Below are 20,027 nucleotides of genomic sequence, written 5' to 3' on the forward strand. Positions count from 1 at the left end.
ACGGCAATCTCATACCCGTCCCCTGTGCAGGCTCTGCATTAGGCGTCGCCGTGCGTTGAATCAGGCATTCCTTAATCCAACCACCAACCATTAACTTGAATAAACTATGTCTATATCATCATCAACACACCCAACCAAACAGGAACAGCTCGCCTCCATGCGCGAGTTCAGCAATAACACCAACGCCCGGCTTACCTTGCTCGACCAGGCAGCACACAGGAAGGACCTTTTTCCGAAGACGAGCTAAAAGGGTTCTATCATCAGCGGACTCTTCCTCCCGGGTCTTATGTCTGGACAGAAGGATGGGATTAATGGCGTCCCTGTGAAGACGCTTTTGAATGGTTTATTTCCAGTGCCAAGCTACTGCCTCTTCCTCCACAGTCCGATTCAGGAGAAGAATTGAAGAAACTATATCAGGATAGGAAGCTTCCGCCGGATTCTCTAGTATGGACTACGGCCTACAGCGAAGACGGACTAACGACCACTGTCACGACACCCGCCGGGGCTACTCTCGTCACCGAACTCACGCCGACGGCAGCATCATGCACGAGTACGGCACGGACAGCGCGAAATCCACCACTCCTACGATCTCGACGGCAATTGCCTGAGGGAAACCGTCTATCTGGCTGACCGCTCGACGATTCTCTCCCAGACCCTGACCAACGGTTTCGGGCAAATCGTTGCCCAGGTGACTCCCTCCACTTCCGGCTTTATCTATGACCGCAGTGAATACAACGCGGAAGGTCAGATCGTGCGCACCGGGCGCGACACGGGTTCCGGCGCCGACGCCGTTTCCATGGCTCCTACGCTCTATGAATACGACGCTTTCGGCAACCTTGTGAAGCAAACCCTGGCCTGCGATGACGAGCCTTCCGTCTTGAATTCGCCTGTTCAGGAATACGCCTATGGTGTTGAAAATACCGAAGACGGTGTCTACAACAGCCGCAGTGAACTGATTGGCGACCAGCTTCGTCCCGGTGGCCGATTCGGCTATCAATACGACAACATTGGGAACCGCAAGACCTCCTTCGAATTCGGCGATACTACGGATTATACGACCAATGATCTCAACCAATACGCTGGTATCGTTAAGAATGGCGACGAATCCTTCATCCCTTTCTACGACGAGGACGGCAACCAGACGAAGGTGAAAACCTCCACCGGCATCTGGAACGTCTCCTACAACGCCGAAAACAGGCCTGTGAAGTTCGAAAATGGAGAAGGTACTACTATGTACCTAAATTTAGTAAAAGTGCCCCGCTAGGTCCTATGGGAGATGGCCGATTTTCTTTTGGAGGAAGAGTGAATTTTAGCATGAATCTCATTTTCGCACCTAATACGTCAAAGTTTAATGTTGATGTAAATGGCGAATATGATATAGGGATTAGTGTTTCCAGTATAGATAAACAAATTAATATCAGAGGTATGGAAGCTAGGTTGAGAGCAGGTGCTACTGTAGGAGATACTGCTAAAATCGGTATTGATGGATCTGTTGATATAGCTAAATGCCCTAAACGTTCTATTACGGGACGAGTGTACATTACAGGAAGTGTGGAATCTTATATTATTTTAGGGGCCAAAGCTTCCCTAAAAGATAGTTGATTTGACATTTCTGTTGGTGCCGAAGTTAAGGGATCCATTAAATTATCGTATAAGCAATGTCGGATTTTTCAAGGAGGAAAATCTAGATCCTAGACAGCAGAAATAACTTTATCGGCAAGCGCTACTGTTTATATATATTTTTTTCTCTAATTCTTTAAGTGTTAATTTAGGGGGAAATTCTTCTAAATTTCCTAATTTCTGGGCACCTCAAATTTTATAAAATTGTTATTAAAGGTATGAGTATTTTCAGCTGCGTATTTCAAGATCAAAAAAATGAATTTGTACTTGGTAAAAGAACGCTCAATGGATCATTATTGAAAATGGACGGGTCTGTTTGTGGTCATTATTCCGTAGAAGCATTTCCTCAGAGATGCCGTGTGCATATATCTATAGAATCTTCGGAGCTTCAAGTTGATATACGGAAATCAATGAGTGATTCCATCCAATGGGTAAATAAGCTCTTTATGCCATGGGGCAAAGGGAATATTATTCTCAACGGGAAAAATATTGCACAATATATTTCTTATGGGGAAATTAAATTTGAAGATCCCAAATTGGGGTTTTTAAAGATCATACAGGATGATAGTGCTCGTAGATTTTTGTGGGCTAGAGCTCAAGGATGTTCTTATGATGATGCAAATAAATTTAGGAATTACCGGGAAACATTACTTGTAAGCAATGACGCTGTGTTTGCCTCCTTTTGCGGGTATTACAGACGTTCTCGTCTTTTAAATGAAAATGATGAAAATATAATTGTTAACATGCCTTTAGAAAAACAATGGTGTATTTTTACTTTATGTCTGATATGGAATGCAATGAGACCAATTGAAGGTTTTTTGCAAAATGAAATGACTCCTTCTCATAATTGCATTGGGGATCCTATTCCGGACATTCCTTCGTTTGTATTATTAGAGAAAGACGGAGAAACAATACTTTCCACTGATCCTGAAGATGTTAACGGGAGAATACTGAAACGTGACCAATTTTTTCAATTTATTGCTCGTAATTGCCAATGGTATCTTGGTATTCCTCTTATTCTATTGCTGTATGCCTTCTTAAAAGATTGTTATGGTTTTTTCCTTTTGAAAATGAATGATATTCCTGTCGGAAGGCTTTGGATAACAGGTTTGTTGTGTCTTTCAGTTGCTATTCTGTATTGGAAAGTTGCTTTCAGGCATGGCGTTGCGAAATATTATCGGTTTCCTTTAAAAAACGGGGCCTGTACAATGGAGCAAATACCGCAGGACGATAGTTTCTCATCTTAATGAAAATCGTAATAAGTTTTATCATGGTATTTTTTCTAAATCTTTCCTTGTGAAACTCGATTCTGTGATGAAGGTTCAACGGCAGGAGTTTAAGAACAGGCAATAGGGAGGCGGCCAAGATTTCGTTACAGGAAAGTGTTGCATGAGGTGCCTGTGTCATGTAGGACTCCTATATCACAGATTTATGTAAAAAGGTGGAAACTGTAATTGCCCAGGAAAAAATCTGGGGACATTATTCTATCCCGTCCTACTAAAAATACCGTAAATCACCGTATTCTTTATTAATATGAAATTGGCATGACACGGAGACTTGGTTTGGATAAATGTCTTTCCACTCGTGGAAGCTACTCGCTTTCCTTTTCGTTGGATGGTGGAATTCTAACGGTTGAGAGGTTGTCATATGAACCTTGGTGGAGGAAAATCCTTCTAACAGGATTGTTTTTCATTCCTTTTCTCGGTTTTTTATTGTCAACATTATACTGTATTTACGCAATTTTTGCAGGTTTGGAGTATGCTGCCAATTGTCTGGAGGTTCTTCCTTTGATGATTTTTATAAGTGCTGTTTGTTTTACAGGGATTCCTTCTATAAATAACTTGTATTCAAGCAAAGTCATTTTTGGAAGCGGTCAATTTTCATTTATTGGTGCCTTTATCTCCAGGAAAAGTCGGTTGGCAAATAAAAAAGTAGGACTTGTCTTGGAAATATATGATTCACCCAGAGGAAGTTTTCTGAAAGGTGAAATCATCATACACCGGAAAGGAAAATTCCCTCCTTGGAATATTCATGTCCCGTTGTTCCAGACGATTACATATCCCTCAAAAGAAATCGCTAATAAGAATGCTTGTATGATAAAAGAATTTATTTCTGAAAACGCTCATTTACTTTTTTCAGAAATAATAATAGAACAATAGAGAGGGTTAAATTTTCTTTTCCTGGAAATTTTAAAAGCCGTACTAATGATAACGACTTTCATGATGACCATTTGATCCCGAATATTTCTGGGCTGGAATCCTCTTCGTTAATAGGGAACCGTCCCATGCGGACATGAATCCCGGCAATATTTTTATCCGTCTGTAAAACATGGTTCGTATTCAGCGGTTACACGGTTGTTTCCCGTATTTTTTAAGTGGGAGGAGATTTGTACTTTTCTCTTTCCGGGAAGTTGATTTTTGAGTACATGTGTGACTATGCATTCGGCAAAGGGACAGAATGGGATGGTGCGCGCTCTGCGGCTGCGGCGTCTGGTGAATGCCGTGATGGTGGCGGAAGCCTTGTGCATTCCCTGTTTTGTGGCCGGAGTGGTGCTGGGGCTTGTCTGGTATGGAGGGCGCCGGATGGGGATGGAGCTGCCGTGGCTGTTTGAGGCGTCCGTTTTAGCGGCTTTGATGTTTCTGGTGTTTTGGGGCTGGCGGGTTCTCCGGGGCCGCATGTTCAGCCTGCGGGATGCGGCTGCGTTGATGGATGAACAGCTTGAACTGAATGCGGCGTTGAGTGCCGGAGTGCAATGGGGGGATGAGGGAATGCCTGCCTGTACGGTGCGGCAGGGCGGTTCCGTGGTGCGGGTGCGTTCCTGGAGTCCGCTGGCGTGGATGGCCGCAGGGCTGGCCCTGGCCTGGTGCGGGGCGCTTCTTCCCTTGCCGCAGATGGAGATCAGGCCGACCCTTCCCGATGTTCCGCCAGCTCTTGTTCAGGCGGAGACCGCGTTGGATGAAATAGAGAAGATGGAGGAAGTGGAAAAAACGTCCGTGGAGCCGTTCCGTGAGCAGTTGGAGGCTTTGAAGCAGATGTCCCGGGAAGAGATGTATTCCCACGCAGGGCTTGAGGCATTGGATGCCTTGAGGAACAAGATCGGAACGGCCATGCAGGAATTGGGCGGCCGTTTGCAGCAGACGAATGAGGCGCTGGCGATGTCCGGCGCCCCCAACGCGCAGAACCGGGAGGGGATGCAGGAGGCTGTACAGGCGTTGCGTGCCGCCATGGAAGGCCTGGATCATTCTGGCTTGCGGATGGATAGTACGATGGAATCCCGGTTGAATGAGCTGGCTTCCGCTTCTTCCCGCCGGATTGATCCGGAAACTCTTCGCCGACTGCAGGAAAGATTGAAGCATGCTTCCTCCCGGTTGAAGGAGATGTGCGAGGAGTGCCGCGTGGCGTCTCCGGATGATGATCCGGTCTGTCGGAACGCGGGAGAAGGGGTATTGCCCGGGCAGATGGGGATTTCCCGCGGCCGTGGAGACGCTCCGCTGGCTTTTCGGACGGAAGAGCGGGAGAAGCTGGGAACCCGGAGACACCGGGTGAATAACGAAGACCTGGAGCATGCCGCCCTGGGCTCTGTGGCGGGAGTAGAGGTTTCTTCCCCTTCTCCGGAAGAGGGCAGCAGCGGCATGGAGAGCGGCGGCCGTGCCGCGCAGCCCGCCCGCGGCGGGGATGCGGTCTGGTCGGAGAACCTGACGCCCCGGGAACAGTCCGCGTTGAAAGGAATTTTCAAGTGACGGGCTTGCCGCCTGGTGTTATTCCGCGGATTCCCGCCCGGCGCGTTTTGTACCCGGTAAAAGCCCCGTCCGCGTGAGCAGGGCGTCCGTGACAAGCAGGACCAGGAGCCCCCACAGCAGGAAGGGCTGAAGGTCAAGGCGGGAGGTGGGCCGCGGTTCGTTCAGGATGGAGGGCAGGTCCAGCCTTTCCCGGCCGCCTGACCTTTGCACCATGTCCAGAAAGGCCTGCCGGGCCGGGCGCGACATGGCCCATTCCGGGTCCAGATTCTGGTTGACGGGGCCGAAAGGCATTGCCTTCCCTCCTATGCGGACGGCTCCGCGCGCCGTAGTTCCGGGAGGCAGGGGGAAGCTGCACCGGAAGGCTCCCGGCTGAAGATGCTCCCAGATGCCCTGAATGGTGCGGGAGCCTTCGCGGCCTGCCAGTTCCAGGGAGATTTCAGGCATTTGGCGCGCTATTTGCGGGATGTTTTCTTCGCAGTAATAGAGGTGGACGAACAGGCGGTCTCCGACGGTTTCCGTACGCACGGAATAGCCCGGCGGCGCGTCCTGTCTGTTGAGCCAGCGGGAGAGGGTCTGGACCAGGTCTCCGTATCCCTCCCAGTTCTGCACGGACTGCCCGAAAGGGCCGCCCAGCGCAAAGGCGACGGCGGCTACGCGTCCCGCCCCCCGGTTCCAGAAGGAGATCAGGGGAGCCTGGTAGCTGTCGGCGGAGATGCAGGCGGCAGTGGCTTCATCCCTCAGGTAGCAGAGGTTGTATCCGTCTATCGTCCGGGGCCAGTCCGGCTGTGCCGCGGCAATCTGGTTCCATCCGGCCGTGCCGTGCAGGGGCGTCTGTTCCTCCAGAAAGGCGGCCCGGGCCACGGAGATGGTTTCCTGCGTGAAGATGTCGGGAATGTCTCCCGGGCGGTCGCAGAAGAAGATGCGGCCTTGTCCCAATTCGGCTATTTCCTTGAGCAGTTCGGCGTCTTGGCTTTTTTCCGTTCCCAGGGCAATGACGCTGACAGTGGCGCCTGCCCGGGTCATTTCGCTCAGCGTGGTTTTATAGTCGTCCGGTTCTTCGGAGTCGCCGGCGTCGGAAAAGAGGATCAGGTGCCTGGTTCCCGCCTGTGTTTTTTGCAGTTCCGCCCATCCGGCCCTGAGCCCTTCCCCCACGAAGATGCCGCCGCCCATGGACTGGATGCGGGAGACGCTGCGGAGCATTTGGTCCCGGTTGGGGCCTATCCGGCTCATATCCACAATGGCGTGCGGAGAGCTGTCGACGGCGTGGACGGAGATGAAGTCTTCATCCGCGAGGTTCAGAATGGTCTGGCAGGCGCCGGCATTCGCCAGGTCCATCTTGGTTTTGCCTCCGGAAGCTGACATGGACATGGACCCCGAACGGTCCAGGACGATGCTCATGGAAGTGAGGAGGCCGGCCCGGTCCTTTTTCAGTTCCATGGAGACGGGGAGCAGTTCGTCCACGGGGGAGGAGAAGTAGCCGCCGGAACCGAAGCTTTGCCTGCCTCCGGCCATGAGCAGGCCGCCGCCCTGTTCCCGCACATAGTAGTTCAGGGCATGGAGGAATTTCCGGGAGACGGCGGAGGCCCTGAGGTTGTTGATGATTACCAGGCCGGCTCCCGACAGGTGGCCGGAGTCCAGCTGCAGGGGATCCGCCGGGCGCTGAACGTCGAATCCCTGTGCGGCAAGGAAGGGGACAAGCGGGTCCCGGTCATAGCCGGAAAGGAGCAGTACCTTGCTGCCTCCCGTTACTTCCACAAGCTGTTCCGCCCGGTTGTTGCCCGTCACGGGATCGCCGGGAGGGGAGATGAATGCTTCATAAGCTGCGCATCCGGGAGTGGAAAGGCGGTCTGTCAGCCGTACGACGGCTTTTCCGTCAACCAGAACCGCCTGTCCCGTCAGGGGTGTTCCGCCGTTTCTGCTTATCCTCCAGGGGACCACGGCCCCGGAACCGGGCGGCCCGGCGATGGCGACCTCCAGCAAAAAGGCTTCCCCCGGACGGATGCGCGCGGGGGCCTTGATATGATCGATGCGGATGTCCGCCTCCCGGTTGACGGAGATCATGCGGTAGTCCACGGGAACCCTGGCGCGGAGGAGCTGTTCCGGCGTGGTGTCCAGAGGACTGGTGGGCCAGCCGTCCGTGACCATCAGGATGCGGTTGACGCGGTCCGGCTCCATTTGTGCCAGGGTATAGGCCAGGGCTTCCGCCATGCATGTATTGGAGGGGCCCCCATTGAAAACAGGGTCCCCCTGTCCCCGGAGTACGGCTTCACGGGCGAAGTCCACCAGCCGGATGCGGTCGCCCGGCCGCTTGCTGCGTTCTAGAATGGACTGGATTTCCGGAGCGTCCGCGGCAGCGGCCCCGTCCGTGGAGCCGGACTGGTCGATCAGCACCCAAAGGTCCATGTCGCTTCCGCCCCTGGTTATCACGGGCTGGGCCAGCGCCAGAACCAGCACGGCCTGGATCAGCAGGCGCACCGGGGAAGCCAGGCGCAGCCGCTTGTATTTCCAGCCTGCCAGAACCAGCAGGGGAACCAGGAAGAACCATTCCGGAGAGAGAAATTGAATCATGGGCGCCGGAGGGTGTTGGGGGTTGACGGTATCCAGGAGGCCATCAGGGCCAGTCCGGCCAGGGTCAGCCACAGGGGGGCAAGAGGGTCGGGCGCGAGATGCCGCCGCGTTTCCTGTTTCAGGTCCTGTAGTCCGCTGTCAAAAGTGGAGCAGTGGGAGAAGTCGCCCATGCGGGCGTCGGAGAACCAGACGGCCCCGTGGAAGTGAGGAGCCGTTTCCGCAGGCGTCCCGGTAATGTCGATGAAGCCGGGTTCTTCCGGCAGGCGCCCGGAGAAGGGCTCTTCTTTCCGCTCCCCGTCCGGCGCCGTGTGGATGATCCGGGAGCCTCCGGGGAGACGGAGGCGCGTTCCTCCGGGAAGGTTGCCCGTGGTGACGCCGGGTGCGCGGGCCTGAACGGCTTCCATGAAACGGCGCACCATCAGCACGGTGGCCGGCAGACGGTCCGCGTTGGAGTCTTCCCATGACCAGTTGAGGAAGAGAGCGCCTTCTTCCAGCCACGCCAGGGGGGTGTTTTCCCGCCAGAGCAGCATCGTAGCGTTTTCCCCCGGAGCCATGCTTCCGGTGCCGGGCACAAGCAGCCCGCTCCAGTTCAGGCCGTCCGTCAGGGGATGCCGTTCCGCCGTCACGGTACGTATTCCTGAGGATTTTTCCGCCGGGCGCCCCAGAATGATGGCCGCGCCGTGAGGCCGGTGGGCGTCTGCCTTGTCTTCAACAAAGATGCGGAGCGTAGCCGTGGAATCCGTGGAAGAGCCGGAGGAGAAGCCGGGCAGGCCGGAATAGATTTTCCGGAAAACATCGGCCGTTTTTTCCGGAACCTGCATTTCCACGGCGACCGGTTTGGGGGCGGGGCGTACCAGCGGCAGAACGTTGTCCAGCGGGAAGGCATCGGGCGCAAGACGGAGCACGGCCGTGCCGCAGCCGGGCGGCAGAGTATATTCAAATTCCGCGACGGCGCCGGGATGGAGCGTCAGTGACTGTTCCTGAGCCACATCTCCCGCGCGGACGGAGACGGTTTTCTGGACAGGGGCGGCAGAGTTGTTTTTTACGGCGATTCTCCAACGCGGCTCTCCCGGCCCTTCCATGTGCGTGATGCCCGCAAATCCGGCGTTGTCAAGCGGCCTGCCCACGCCGCGGGCCGGCTGGCCGGCAGGAACCCGTTCCGGGGTACAGGTAACCAGGCGTGTGAGGCCGCCGGCTCCGGCCATGAAGGCTGCCGTACGCAGGGATTCGGAGAGGTCGTGGGTGGCGGCGTCCGGCATCCACCGGGAAAGGGCCTGGAGGGCGGCGTTCCTGTTGTTCCCGCGGTAGAAGGGCAGGCGCGCCGGGCGGCTTCCCATCAGAACCCAGGTGGTGGGGATGCCCTGTTTTCCGATGTTTTCCATGTCTTCGGCCACGGCCTGAACGGCTTCTTCACGGAAAGGGTACATGTTTGCGGAGTCATCCATGATGAAGACGACCGTCTGCTCCGCATCCTGCCGGACCCAGCACGGCGCGGCAAGCACCCATGCCAGCAACAGGACCGCGAGCAATTGGAGCCACAGGGCGCGGGAGGAGCGCAGCCTGTCCCAGTTCTTTCCCGTGGCTACCTCCGGGGCCAGGGATTCCAGCAGAAACATGGTGGCCGTAAGGCGTACCCGCGTTCTGTGCTGAAGAAAGTGGATGGCAAGGATGAGGGGTATTCCCAGGAGCGCCCACAGGCCGGCCGTGTTGGTGAGATGAGGGAGCATGGGGAGAAAGAAGGCGGACGTTGGGAATCAGGCGAGCTCCACGGCCCCGCCGCTGAAGGCTTCCGCCGCCAGGGCTTTCGTCAGAGGCAGGTTGCAGGGAATGCGGGAGAAGAGGACTTGGTGCCGCCGGCAGGCCGCGGCCCATAGTTCAAAGTGGACGGCATAGGCACGGGTATAACGCCTGGACAGGCCGGAGGATATGTACTGGTTGCGGATGGCGCCGGATTCACAATTCTTCAGGTGGACATTGCCGGTTTCAGGGAGTACGGCTTCTTCCGGCAGAGTGGGGGCCAGGATCAGGGACAGGCCGCCCCGGGAGGTCATCGGAGCCAGCAGGGCGGAGGGTTCCCCCGGATAGAGAAGGTCGGAGATGAATATTTTCAGGCCGTTGGCGCGCCAGAAGGCAGGGACGGGCATGGTTTCATCCGCGGGCAGCTCCGGCAGTCCGGCGCGCCAGCGGCCCGAGTGGACGTCTTCCATTTCCAGCGGAATGCCGTGCCGCCCCTTGACGGCGTGCATCCGCACCTGCGCGGCCGCCTGCAGGGAGGAAAGCATGCAGAATTGCAGCAGGGCCTCCGTTGCCGCGGCCCGTTCTTCGCAAAGAAACATGGATTCGGAAACATCCACGGCAATGTCCACCAGGGGCGACAATTCCGCCTGATAAACCTTCATGGTGAGCTGGCCGGTCCGGGCGTAGGCCGCCCAGTGGATGCCGCGCGGATCGTCCCCCCACTGGTAGGCGCGGTGGTCCTGAAAGTCTATGGAGTTGCCGGTTTCCCGTCCCGCCCAGCCGCCCTGCACCCCTTTCCACGCCTGGCGGGAAAAAGGCAGGCGGAAGCGCCGGGCCGCCTGCTCGGCTTCCTGCCGGATGCCTGTGGAGGAAGGGGATGCGTTTTCCATGAACATGGCGGGGAAAAATTTCGTCGTGGTCGCGGCTCAGGCGGCTTTTGTCAGGGCTGTTCCGCTCCGTCTTCCTGTTTTTCTCCACCCTGGCGGGAATTCAAGGATTTTTTCAGGGTGGCAAACCATTCTCCGTTGCTCAGTCCCATCATCAGGAAAGCCGCCATCAGTTCCAGCAGGGCAAAGAAGATGAAGAAGCCGGACGTGTCGAATGTAGCTATTTCCTGTTTGCTGAGGAGGGCAAAGAAGGTGCTGCCGGGCAGGAGGGGCAGATAACCTTCCATGGATATCAGAAGAACCAGGAAGAAGGAGGAAATGCTCCAGAAAAGGATATAGACGAGCAGCGTATTGTTTTTCAGCCTTTTCCAGGCCGGTTTCAGCACAAGGGCCGGCATGACGACGGCATACCACCCGAAGATGGTCAGGCAGATCATGAACAGAATCGACTGGATTCCGTTTCCAGAGCTTGTGGGATGTTCCATGAGATGGAAGAGATAGCCGGAAATGCCAATGAGAAAGGCTGTCAGGATGGAGAAGAAGAAGACTCCGGGCATCCCCGGCAGGAAGAACAGGCGCTGGAACCATCTCGCCGGCTTTTCATCCATCTGCTGCACATGAATGGGGAGCAGGGAGGAGGGAGTCGTCAGTTCGATGACGATCAGGAAGATGCTGTAGAGCCACAGGAAAATGAGGTGGACGGTGGCGATGGATTTCACCAGGGAAGGAGAGTCCAGAATCAAGAGCATGAATACGATGGTGGAGGCATAGACAGGCAGGAGCGTCTTGCGCAGGGGGGCGAAGGTGTTTTCCGCAATGGGAGCGAACCAGCGCTGGGCCAGGATGAGCAGGGTGCGGATGACCAGGAATATGTCCGTCAGAATGACGGCTGTCCGCAGCAGTCCCATCCCGAATCCGTCCTTGAACAGATTGATTTCCAGACCGGAGCTGAACAGGGAGAGGCCCGTGCTGCAAATGAGGAAGAGGAGGCCCATGGTAGCTAGGCGCAGGAGCAGCGGCAGTGCGGACGCCCACAGGCAGAATGCCGTCAGAATGCCGCAGGCCAGATAGATGAAGGAGATGGCCGTCAGGTCCTGCACCAGGTTGATTTGTCCGTAATAGTACCTGATGAAGGCGAAGGGCAGGCAGATGAAAATGATGAGCAGGGCCTGCGCCATGAAGGAAGCCCACTTGCCCATGATGATGCGTCCCGAGGTCTGCCTAGTAAGGAGCAGGAGTTCGCTGTTGCGGGATTCCAGCTCCTCCCTGATGGAGAAGAGTGCCCGGAAGGGAATGGCTCCCGCTACGACGAATATCAGGAAGGTCCAGAAAATGCTGTTGCAGACGCCCGAACTGATAAGAGTTCCGTCGCCGGTGGGGTCCGGAATGAAGCTGAACAGGAAGAACAGGGCCAGCGCCGCCGGGAACAGGCTGAGGAGCAGAATGAAGGAAAGCGTGCGCAGTCCTTGCCGCAACTCCTTGACCAGGGCGGAGGGAAACCATGACGGAAAGTCCGGGGAGGGGGTAGTGGGCGTGCTCATGAGGCGGATGAGGAGGGAGAGACGGTTTGTCCGGACGCGGAGTCCGGTTTTTTATTCTTGTTAAGCAGGATATCGACGAAGGCTTCTTCCAGCCGGCGTTCGCTGCGGTGGAACTCGATGACGGGCAGGTCTGCGCAGAGCTGCCTGAGTTCCCTGGCGACCAGCTCCGGCTCACAGGAGGAGAAAGTGGCCGTAACGCCGTTTTCCTGCACGGAACGCACTTTCCAGCCGGGATGAATGGCCATCCATTCTTCCAGAGGAGCGGTGTTTTCTCCGGCGATTTTCACTTCAAAGGGCCAGCCGGTTTCCTCCTGATGGTGCAACAGGGAGCTTTTGTCGCCGTCATGGACGATGGAACCTCCATCCATGAAAATCAGGGAGTCGCACATTTCCCCCAGTTCGGAGAGGATGTGGGAGCTGATGAGCAGGGTTTTTCCCCTGGCCTTGAGCAGATGCACCAGGTTTTTGAATTCCATGCGCGCCTTTGGGTCCAGCCCGGCGGCGGGTTCGTCCAGAATGAGGAGTTCGGGATCGCTGACCAGGGTGCGCGCCAGGCACAGGCGCTGGGTCTGCCCCTTGGAGAGCTTGTTGATGAGCCGCGTTTGCAGTTCTCCCAGTTCCGTAAAGTCCAGCACTTCATCCACGGCGAAAAGCAGGCGGCTGCCCGGAATGTCGTATGCCCTGGCGAAGAAGTCCAGGTATTCCCGGACGCTGGTGTTTTTGTAGGGATGGAAGTAGTCCGGCATCCAGCCGATCAGAGGACGCACCTCGTTGGGATGGTCCACGGCGTTAATGCCGTTGATCAGGATGCTTCCGGAGTCGGCGAGTTCCAGAGTGGCGAGCATGCGCATGGTGGTCGTCTTTCCGGCACCGTTGGCGCCGATCAGGCCTACGACCTGCCCCTTCCTGATTTGGAAGGAGACGCCGCTGACGGCTTTAACCTGGTCAAAGGATTTGGACAGTCCGGAAACTTCAAGCAAAATGGGCTCTGTCATGGCTGTTGGGGGAGGGGCTGGTTTCCGGCGGCGGGGCCGGAGACGGTGATGCGGGTGTTTTCCCACTTGATGGAGTCCAGGGTGGGAATGGGGCCCAATTCTCCTTCCGTGGATATCATTTCCGCGTGGAAATGGCCCGGAGGCGGTGTTTCAGAAGGTATTTTTTCACTCCGGACGGCTGTCTTCCTTTCTCCTGGCGGCAGGTTTGGAATGCGCCAGTACGTTCCGGAGGCGTCGCGGTAAATGAGGTTGGACAGGGCGCCCGGGAAGGTGCTCTGCAAGACCGGCGCTCCGTCCGGCTGCGGCATGGGAATAACGGTAACGGCCGCCCTGGTGGTGATGGGACGCGTCAGCCTGTGCTCAAGGGTGGATCGGCTGGTGAACCAGCCGCCGCTGCACAAATTCCCCTCCCGCAAGTAGTTTTCCAGTTTTTCCCGGGCATATCCGTTTGCATGGAAGGTTTGGAATTTTTCCTTCTCCAGACGGCAGCCCTGGAGGTGGACGTCTTCCGGGAGCGTGAATTCATTATTCGTCAGAATAAGAGTTTGGCAGACCTGGCTCTGGGTGATCAGTCCCGTATGGTCCTGCGGGTTGACCAGGATGTGCACGGCACGGCTCCCGCGTCCTCCCGTTCCGTCCCCGATCAGGATGACGGCCGCCAAAAGAATGGAAATACCCAGGGAAATAGAGGGAATCAGGATGAACAGGCGCTGCCGTTTGCCGACGGGAGCCCACCGCAGCAGGCAGACCGGTCCCACCAGTACGGCAAAGGCCGCCAGAATAAGGCCGAGCAGGAAAGACGGGGTGGTGAAAAAGTAGGGAAAGGCATCCGGCGTCTTCGGATGAAAAGGCGTGTCGTAATATCCGTCAACCTTTACGGGAAAAATATCCTTGGTTTCAGTTTTCAGCTTGAGGAGTGCCGCTTCCTTTTCCTTGTCCGTCATTCCTTCCAGGGAAGGTACGTGAAGAATAAGACCGCGGCCCAGAGGGGCGGCGGTGATTTTCCTCCCCCGGTCCCCAATGAGCCAGAGGCTCCCTCCCCCCAGCACCCACTGGCGGAGAGCTTTCCTGTGGGGCTCGTCCAGATAAGACGCATATAGCTTTTCAGGAATGATGATGCAGTTCTGGGCTGCATACATGCGGTAGTCCGCCGGCCAGTCCATCAGGTCAAAGGTATTCACCTGCGCGTTGAAGGGACTGTGGGACAACATATTCCATTCGGACGGCGTTTTTTCCTGAAGAACGGCGAAGAAGGGCGCGTCTTCACTGACGGCGAACAGGCTGATGGATTCATCCACGGAATTCCGGTATCGGTATAAGAGCTGGATGTCCGTCATGGACGGATAGATGACGGCCTGCCGCGTTTGTCCCGGAGGAACGGAGAAGGAATACCTCTGCCTGCTGTTGTCGTTCCACAAAGTCTGGAATTCAAAGGTATGGGTGTCTTTCCCGTTCGGGACGTTTTCTATCAGGACACGGGCTGGGGAGATGGAATTGCGCGGGAATTTGTCGCAGGGGGAGCTTACTTCAATTCGAGGGGATTTTTCCGCGCTTCCCGCAGGGGCCGCAAGGGCGGACGGCGGAAGCAGAAGAAAGGCGAAGAGCAGTCCACGGCGTTTCAGCAACTGGCGGAACATGGTTGAACAGGGGGTGGGATTAATGGATTTTAGCTGCGGCGAGAGAATGTGGCAGGGGCTTGTCCTGGGCCGGAATTTCTTTCAGGAGCCGTTCCACGACGTCTCCGGGAGTCGCTCCTTCCAGCTTCGCCATGTGGTCCAGCAGGATGCGGTGTTCCAGCACGGGACGGATGACGGCCTGCACGTCTTCAAAGGAGCAGAAGGGGCGTCCCTGGCGCAGGGCGCGTGCCTTGGCGGCGGCGGCCAGGCCCAGGGCGGCGCGGGGGCTGGCCCCGTATTTGACACCGCGGGCCGCTTCCGATTCGCCGGGATGGGTGGCGTTGACGAGCCTCCCGATGTATCCGGCCACGGCATCCGGGATGGCGATCCGCCGGGCAAGTTCCATCAGGCGGAGAAGTTCCTCCGCGTCCAGCACGCGGGGAACGGCTGGTTCCATGCCCATTTCACGGTTGAGGACGATGCGGGTCAGCACCTCCGCGGGATTTCTGCCTACGTTGATCTTGAACAGGAAGCGGTCAAGCTGGGCTTCCGGCAGCGGGTAGGTGCCTTCCAGTTCAATGGGGTTCTGGGTAGCCAGCACGAAGAAAGGCTCCGGAAGAGAATGGGACTGGCCCATGACGGTGACCTTCCTTTCCTGCATGGCTTCCAGCAGGGCGGACTGGGTTTTGGGGGAGGCCCGGTTGATTTCGTCCGCCAGCATGATGTTGGCGAATACGGGGCCTTCCTGGAAGACGAAGGATTTTCTCCCGTCCGCCTCCTGCAGGACGGGGGTGCCCGTGATGTCTCCGGGCAGCAGGTCCGGGGTGAACTGCACACGCCTTGCCGTGATGTCCAGCGCCTTGGAAAGCCCCTTGACCAGTTCCGTTTTGCCCAGTCCGGGCAAGCCCTCCAGCAGGATGTGGCCGCGGGCCAGAACGCCGGTGAGGATGAGTTCAATGAGATTTTCCTTGCCGAACAGAACCTGGTTCATGGCGGAGGCCAGGGCGTCAAGCTTTTGCACGGCAGTGCCGAGTTCTTCCTGAGAGAGAGAGGGAGGAGCGTTCATAGGGGTCAACCCGGCGGCCGTGGAACCTTGGGCGACAGCACCGGGGGTGGTTGGATTCTGATTCGGTTTTATGACATAGATTCCTGTAGTCCGCAAGCAGAAAGGGAAATCCTTGTGCAGCCTCTTCTTTTTCCGCATTGCCGCAAGAGAGAGCTGACCGAGGAAGCGCTCTGTTGTGAGAGTAAGTTGATGGTACGCGGGTTTTTCCAGAGAGGCTTGGGGCGGATTGTCCGGTGGTTCCGGGCCCTGCCGGATGGGAAATACCCGGGATTGCTGCATGACCGGGAAATTCTGCCAGTCCGCTCGCCGTGGACTTGGGATTCAGTGCGGCTCCCTGGGAGCCCTTGATTTCAACCGTGAGGCCGAGCCACTCTGACAGGGCGTTTTTATGGTATCCTCCATTGTTGGGTCAGTTGTCCACGGAGGACTGGAAAATGTCTGAATGGCTGTATCTGTGGGAGTTTTCGGCGGGATGCCGGGGAGGATGCCATGACCAGGCATGGGAGCTCCGCCGGTACTTGATGACGTTGGAAGCCGCCGCGGCCCGGCACAGCAGGTTACCCCGGTCATTGAACCCGTTGTTGACGCCATATCTCGTATCGCCGGTACAGGTGCATTTCAGCAGGAAGAAGACGGCGAAGGACAGGAGGTATGAAAAGGCTGCGACGAGAAGGAATAGCGTTTTTTCATGCTGGATATGGATTTTCCTCAGGAGTGTGCAGGGGGCTTCATACGCACGGGAGGAAGAAAACGGCAGAAGCGGTCCGGAAGAAAATGATGACGCTATCCTGCAAGACGGGAGGAAGGAAGAATATGGAGCTCATTTCGTCTCCACCCGGTCGTAAAAGACGATGGAGGCTTTTTGCAGCGTGTGCTGCCAGAGCTGGAACCCCACCTGGGCGGCCGGGGTATCTTCCGCCACGGGCAGGGAATCCGTGTCCAGCGCGTACACAGTAACCAGGTACAGGTGCCATCCGTGGCCTGCGGGCGGGAAGCTGCCGCTGTATCCTGCAAAACCGGCGTCGTTGCGTATCTGGACAGTCTGTTCCGGCATCAGGCCCAGGGCAGGGTCTCCCGCGCCGGAGGGCAATTCCCGGACGGAGGAAGGCAGATTGACGGCCAGCCAGTGCCAGAAGCCGCTGCCCGTGGGCGCGTCCGGATCATGGATGGTAATGGCAAAGCTTTTTGTCCCTTCCGGAGGATTGATCCAGGAAAGCTGGGGGGAACGGTTTCCGCCGCCCACACTGAAGTGCCGCTGGGGCTGCTGGACTACTCCGCCGAGGTCGTTGCTGTGAAGAGTGAATGTTGATGGCATGGGGGTGATGATTTTGTCTGTGGATGATTCGTTCAAAATGCGGAGGCCGTCTCAGGGGCACCTTTTCCGGGGAACTGCTCCCGCAGCGTGGATTCGGTCCTGTCGCGCATGGACTGTATTCACTCCTTCTTGATCCTGCCTTCCCAGTCATGTTCGGTCAAGCCGGGAATCCAGGAAATGTCCCTCTCCTTTTCGAAATCCGCCAGCAGGGTCAGAATGTTTTTCCGAGAATGCTTAATTTATTTTCTGTTGTTAACGAATAATTTACGTGATTTATGGCGTTTCGAGTACACAAGAACATTGTTCCCTGTCTTCCAGATCGACTTCATCCAGGCACACCGAAATTGTCGCATGATATTCCTGGCCGGGGACAAGTTCCCGATAGTTCAAGGGCCGCTGGAAGGTCATTTTACCAATTTCCTCATTCAGAATACGGATATCTCCACGTTCCGTTCTCAACTCCGTAGTAAAGAAGAAATCCGCCGTCTTGTCGTTGATTTCATCCGGAATCCGGACAGGTTGCTTCCTTCGCAACGGCCATGCTACGGGTTTCCCCTTCGCTGACAGGAGGCAGGAAGCAAGGCGGCTCCATCGTACCGGGTTCCGTGACTTGATCGGTCTTTGCTCCATCCATTGGCCTTCGCCAGGGCGATAATCTGGCGGGTCACCTCATTTAGGACTTTCTGTCCGGCGCAGTAGGGACGGTCGTTTTCCTTATCCGGTAGCTGTTTAGTATATTCCATATACTTTAGTCCAAAGAGATATTGCCGAAGCAAGAGAAAATTTCTCCATGTATTGAATTGCTTCATCAATCTCGAATCCAACACAAGAAATAGATCTCTGCTCCAATTCTTCCTGTATTTTCAATTCTTTCCAGTAGATATGTTATAATAGTAGCTTGGACATTTGAAAAATGGTGCTACGGCCAGCAAGGCAGCGCCCCATGAAGAGCCGAATCTCTTGGAAGCCTTGCAGAAGCTGAAACGGCAGAAAATTGAATGAGGTCCGGCCTTCGTGGTTCATCGGCCGGCGATCCCTGAAACTGTGGCGCTTCCTTTTTGGGATCAAATGCGGTATTGTTCGGTGTGCATGGAAAAGAGCATGGACATAGGCGGGTTTTTCGGGCTGGAATTGCCGGAGTACGGCAATTTCCCGCAATGGCATGCGGGGCGGAGCGTGGCCGTGAATTCCGGGAGGCGGGCTCTGGAATACATTCTGCGCTGTCTGGGCGACGTGCGCCGCATTTATGTCCCCTGGTACACATGCGCCACGATTCTGGAACCAATGGAGCTGCTCCGTATCCCGTATTCCTTTTACCGCATTAACGAAGGGCTGGAACCGGAAAGCCTGCCTGTTCTGGAGGAAGGAGAGTATTTCCTGTACGCCAATTACTTCGGCATTAAGGAGGCATGCGTGAATATGCTGGCGGCCCGGTACGGGGAAAGGCTGATTGTGGACAATGCGCTGGCATTGTATTCTTCGCCGCGCCCCCGAACAGCGGCCCTGTACAGCCCGCGCAAATTTTCCGGCCTGCCGGACGGCGGCGTGGTCGTGATGGACCGTCCGTGCCTGGAACTGGAAGAGCAGGACGAGTCCCTTCCTCATGCCGCTTTTTTGCTGGAATGCGCGGCCTGCGGACCGGAGGCGGCCTCTTGCGCATGTGAACGGAGCGAACGGCGCCTGAAGTCGGCCCCCCTGCGCCGCATGTCCCGTTTGACGGAATGCCTGATCAACGGCATTGATTATGAAAGCGCACGGCGCCGGAGGTTGGAAAATTTCTTGTTCCTGCATGAACGTCTGGGACATTTGAACAGGCTGTCTCCGGATGTAGGCACCATGTCTGCTCCATATTGCTATCCGTTCCGGACGGGATTGCCGGAATTGCGGGATGCGCTGATAGACGCGCATATTCTGATTCCCCTGTTGTGGCCGGAAGTTCTGGAATGGGCTCCGTTTGACGGAGCGGAACGGAAGCTGGCGTTGAACCTGCTGCCCCTGCCTGTAGACCAGCGTTGCGGCAGGGAGGAGATGGAAAGAATTGCCTGTGCGGTGGAGAATTTTTATTCCTGACAGAGTATTGTAAATTTGTTGGAAAATGGATAATAATGCATTGACGATGTAAAGAGAATGTCCTAAGATATTTGTATATGTCCAACTACCTTTCCTCTCTGGGTTATCCTTTCCGGGAACGTCCCATGGTTTTTGTTTTCAGTGTACTGATCGTCTGGGCGATGTACCTGGCCTTGTGGGCTCCCGTGCTCGGCTGGATTGCCAATTTCTGCTTCCTCGGCCCCTTTATGTGCGCCTTCTGTATGAAAATGGTGAGGCAGTCCGCTATGGGCGATGAGGGAATCTGCCATTTCCCCGAGTTGGAGGGCTGGTTTGAGTCTCTTTTTCTGCCTTATGTGAGGACTCTTGTGTGCGCCGTCATTTCCTTTCTCCCCTTTTCCATTTACCTGAATATGGTTGACTGGGAGCCGGACGCTCTTCCGGCATGGTTTTTCATGATAGTGGGGGTTATCTATTTCCCCGGGATATTTATGAGAACGGCTCTCCTGGACAGTTTTGACGGCCTTTCCCCCTCCGGCTGGTGGGATCTCGTCAAGAAGGCGCCCATGACTTATCTGGGACTGGTTTTCAGTGTTTTGGCGGGGGTGGTGATTGTGCTGTACCTTCCTTCCGGAGTATGGATGACTTTCCTTACGCTGTCCGTGATCCTTTACATGATCTGCGTGCTGATGAACGTCTTCGGCCTGTTTCTGCTGAAGCATGAATTTGCTGAGGATGAAGATGATGACGGCTTTTCCGTTTCCAGTGCGGATTGATGCCGGGGCTCCGGACGGTAGAGAAATTCTGGAATGGATGGGAGCGTAAGAGCTTTTCTTTTTTGTTTTTCCGTTTCTGGGAGGAAATTCCGCATGAGTCCTTTCGGGCTGGGTTGC

General features: G+C 55.9%; 15 protein-coding genes. 7 read left to right on the forward strand and 8 right to left on the reverse strand.

Going from position 1 to position 20,027, the window contains the following annotated elements; all coding sequences use genetic code 11:
- The first annotated feature begins 688 nt into the window (after nucleotides 1–688).
- From V3C19_RS02765 to V3C19_RS02785, 5 genes are all read left to right on the forward strand, one after another.
- On the forward strand, nucleotides 689–1,264 hold the full coding sequence (locus V3C19_RS02765) for a hypothetical protein (protein ID WP_154301744.1): 576 nt from the start codon (nucleotides 689–691) through the stop codon (nucleotides 1,262–1,264).
- Nucleotides 1,265–1,314: 50 nt separating this feature from the next.
- Complete coding sequence (locus V3C19_RS02770) at nucleotides 1,315–1,602, forward strand: hypothetical protein (RefSeq protein ID WP_154301743.1); 288 nt, start codon at nucleotides 1,315–1,317, stop codon at nucleotides 1,600–1,602.
- Nucleotides 1,603–1,838: 236 nt separating this feature from the next.
- Complete coding sequence (locus tag V3C19_RS02775; protein ID WP_295931729.1) at nucleotides 1,839–2,867, forward strand: hypothetical protein; 1,029 nt, start codon at nucleotides 1,839–1,841, stop codon at nucleotides 2,865–2,867.
- 297 nt (nucleotides 2,868–3,164) lie between these two features.
- Nucleotides 3,165–3,779 carry a hypothetical protein gene (locus tag V3C19_RS02780; RefSeq protein ID WP_295931726.1) on the forward strand — a complete coding sequence of 205 codons (615 nt, stop codon included), beginning with the start codon at nucleotides 3,165–3,167 and terminating at the stop codon, nucleotides 3,777–3,779.
- Between the two features lie 303 nt (nucleotides 3,780–4,082).
- A complete protein-coding gene (locus V3C19_RS02785; protein ID WP_330937146.1) occupies nucleotides 4,083–5,360 on the forward strand; it encodes a hypothetical protein in 1,278 nt (425 codons plus the stop codon).
- 18 nt (nucleotides 5,361–5,378) lie between these two features.
- Here the strand turns inward: V3C19_RS02785 and V3C19_RS02790 are convergent, their stop codons facing one another.
- The 8 genes from V3C19_RS02790 to V3C19_RS02825 all read right to left on the reverse strand — a co-directional run bounded on the left by V3C19_RS02790 (nucleotide 5,379) and on the right by V3C19_RS02825 (nucleotide 17,085).
- Nucleotides 5,379–7,928, reverse strand: a complete 2,550-nt coding sequence (locus V3C19_RS02790) for a VWA domain-containing protein (RefSeq protein ID WP_130083112.1) — start codon at nucleotides 7,926–7,928, stop codon at nucleotides 5,379–5,381.
- A complete protein-coding gene (locus tag V3C19_RS02795) occupies nucleotides 7,925–9,655 on the reverse strand; it encodes a BatA domain-containing protein (protein WP_295931720.1) in 1,731 nt (576 codons plus the stop codon). The genes V3C19_RS02790 and V3C19_RS02795 overlap by 4 nt, the downstream gene beginning before the upstream one ends.
- A 27-nt stretch (nucleotides 9,656–9,682) precedes the next feature.
- Nucleotides 9,683–10,555 carry a DUF58 domain-containing protein gene (locus V3C19_RS02800; protein ID WP_295931717.1) on the reverse strand — a complete coding sequence of 291 codons (873 nt, stop codon included), beginning with the start codon at nucleotides 10,553–10,555 and terminating at the stop codon, nucleotides 9,683–9,685.
- Between the two features lie 50 nt (nucleotides 10,556–10,605).
- Complete coding sequence (locus V3C19_RS02805; RefSeq protein ID WP_295874184.1) at nucleotides 10,606–12,093, reverse strand: hypothetical protein; 1,488 nt, start codon at nucleotides 12,091–12,093, stop codon at nucleotides 10,606–10,608.
- Nucleotides 12,090–13,088 (reverse strand): ABC transporter ATP-binding protein, encoded by a 999-nt coding sequence (locus tag V3C19_RS02810; protein ID WP_130083108.1) that lies wholly within the window; start codon nucleotides 13,086–13,088, stop codon nucleotides 12,090–12,092. Before V3C19_RS02810 ends, V3C19_RS02805 begins: the two co-directional genes overlap by 4 nt.
- Nucleotides 13,085–14,725 (reverse strand): hypothetical protein, encoded by a 1,641-nt coding sequence (locus tag V3C19_RS02815; protein ID WP_153812531.1) that lies wholly within the window; start codon nucleotides 14,723–14,725, stop codon nucleotides 13,085–13,087. The genes V3C19_RS02810 and V3C19_RS02815 overlap by 4 nt, the downstream gene beginning before the upstream one ends.
- A 19-nt stretch (nucleotides 14,726–14,744) precedes the next feature.
- A complete protein-coding gene (locus tag V3C19_RS02820) occupies nucleotides 14,745–15,770 on the reverse strand; it encodes an AAA family ATPase (RefSeq protein WP_130083107.1) in 1,026 nt (341 codons plus the stop codon).
- 820 nt (nucleotides 15,771–16,590) lie between these two features.
- Entirely contained in the window at nucleotides 16,591–17,085 is a 495-nt protein-coding gene (locus V3C19_RS02825; RefSeq protein WP_130083106.1) for a YbhB/YbcL family Raf kinase inhibitor-like protein, read from the reverse strand.
- A gap of 1,089 nt (nucleotides 17,086–18,174) precedes the next feature.
- On the opposite strand from V3C19_RS02825, the gene V3C19_RS02830 reads away from it, so the two are divergent.
- Nucleotides 18,175–19,155 (forward strand): hypothetical protein, encoded by a 981-nt coding sequence (locus tag V3C19_RS02830; protein ID WP_130083105.1) that lies wholly within the window; start codon nucleotides 18,175–18,177, stop codon nucleotides 19,153–19,155.
- A gap of 77 nt (nucleotides 19,156–19,232) precedes the next feature.
- Nucleotides 19,233–19,910, forward strand: a complete 678-nt coding sequence (locus V3C19_RS02835; RefSeq protein ID WP_130083104.1) for a hypothetical protein — start codon at nucleotides 19,233–19,235, stop codon at nucleotides 19,908–19,910.
- Nucleotides 19,911–20,027 lie beyond the last annotated feature (117 nt).

The sequence above is a fragment of the Akkermansia sp. AE01SA01 genome (assembly GCF_036417395.1).
Classification (GTDB): domain Bacteria; phylum Verrucomicrobiota; class Verrucomicrobiia; order Verrucomicrobiales; family Akkermansiaceae; genus Akkermansia.

Bases quoted from the DNA above. Each gene is read 5' to 3' on its own strand.
- V3C19_RS02770 (WP_154301743.1), top strand. From the start codon at position 1,315: ATGAATCTCATTTTCGCACCTAATACGTCAAAGTTTAATGTTGATGTA.
- V3C19_RS02775 (WP_295931729.1), top strand. From the start codon at position 1,839: ATGAGTATTTTCAGCTGCGTATTTCAAGATCAAAAAAATGAATTTGTA.
- V3C19_RS02780 (WP_295931726.1), top strand. From the start codon at position 3,165: ATGACACGGAGACTTGGTTTGGATAAATGTCTTTCCACTCGTGGAAGC.
- V3C19_RS02785 (WP_330937146.1), top strand. From the start codon at position 4,083: ATGGTGCGCGCTCTGCGGCTGCGGCGTCTGGTGAATGCCGTGATGGTG.
- V3C19_RS02790 (WP_130083112.1), bottom strand. From the start codon at position 7,928: ATGATTCAATTTCTCTCTCCGGAATGGTTCTTCCTGGTTCCCCTGCTG.
- V3C19_RS02795 (WP_295931720.1), bottom strand. From the start codon at position 9,655: ATGCTCCCTCATCTCACCAACACGGCCGGCCTGTGGGCGCTCCTGGGA.
- V3C19_RS02800 (WP_295931717.1), bottom strand. From the start codon at position 10,555: ATGGAAAACGCATCCCCTTCCTCCACAGGCATCCGGCAGGAAGCCGAG.
- V3C19_RS02805 (WP_295874184.1), bottom strand. From the start codon at position 12,093: ATGAGCACGCCCACTACCCCCTCCCCGGACTTTCCGTCATGGTTTCCC.
- V3C19_RS02810 (WP_130083108.1), bottom strand. From the start codon at position 13,088: ATGACAGAGCCCATTTTGCTTGAAGTTTCCGGACTGTCCAAATCCTTT.
- V3C19_RS02815 (WP_153812531.1), bottom strand. From the start codon at position 14,725: ATGTTCCGCCAGTTGCTGAAACGCCGTGGACTGCTCTTCGCCTTTCTT.
- V3C19_RS02820 (WP_130083107.1), bottom strand. From the start codon at position 15,770: ATGAACGCTCCTCCCTCTCTCTCTCAGGAAGAACTCGGCACTGCCGTG.
- V3C19_RS02825 (WP_130083106.1), bottom strand. From the start codon at position 17,085: ATGCCATCAACATTCACTCTTCACAGCAACGACCTCGGCGGAGTAGTC.
- V3C19_RS02830 (WP_130083105.1), top strand. From the start codon at position 18,175: ATGGAAAAGAGCATGGACATAGGCGGGTTTTTCGGGCTGGAATTGCCG.
- V3C19_RS02835 (WP_130083104.1), top strand. From the start codon at position 19,233: ATGTCCAACTACCTTTCCTCTCTGGGTTATCCTTTCCGGGAACGTCCC.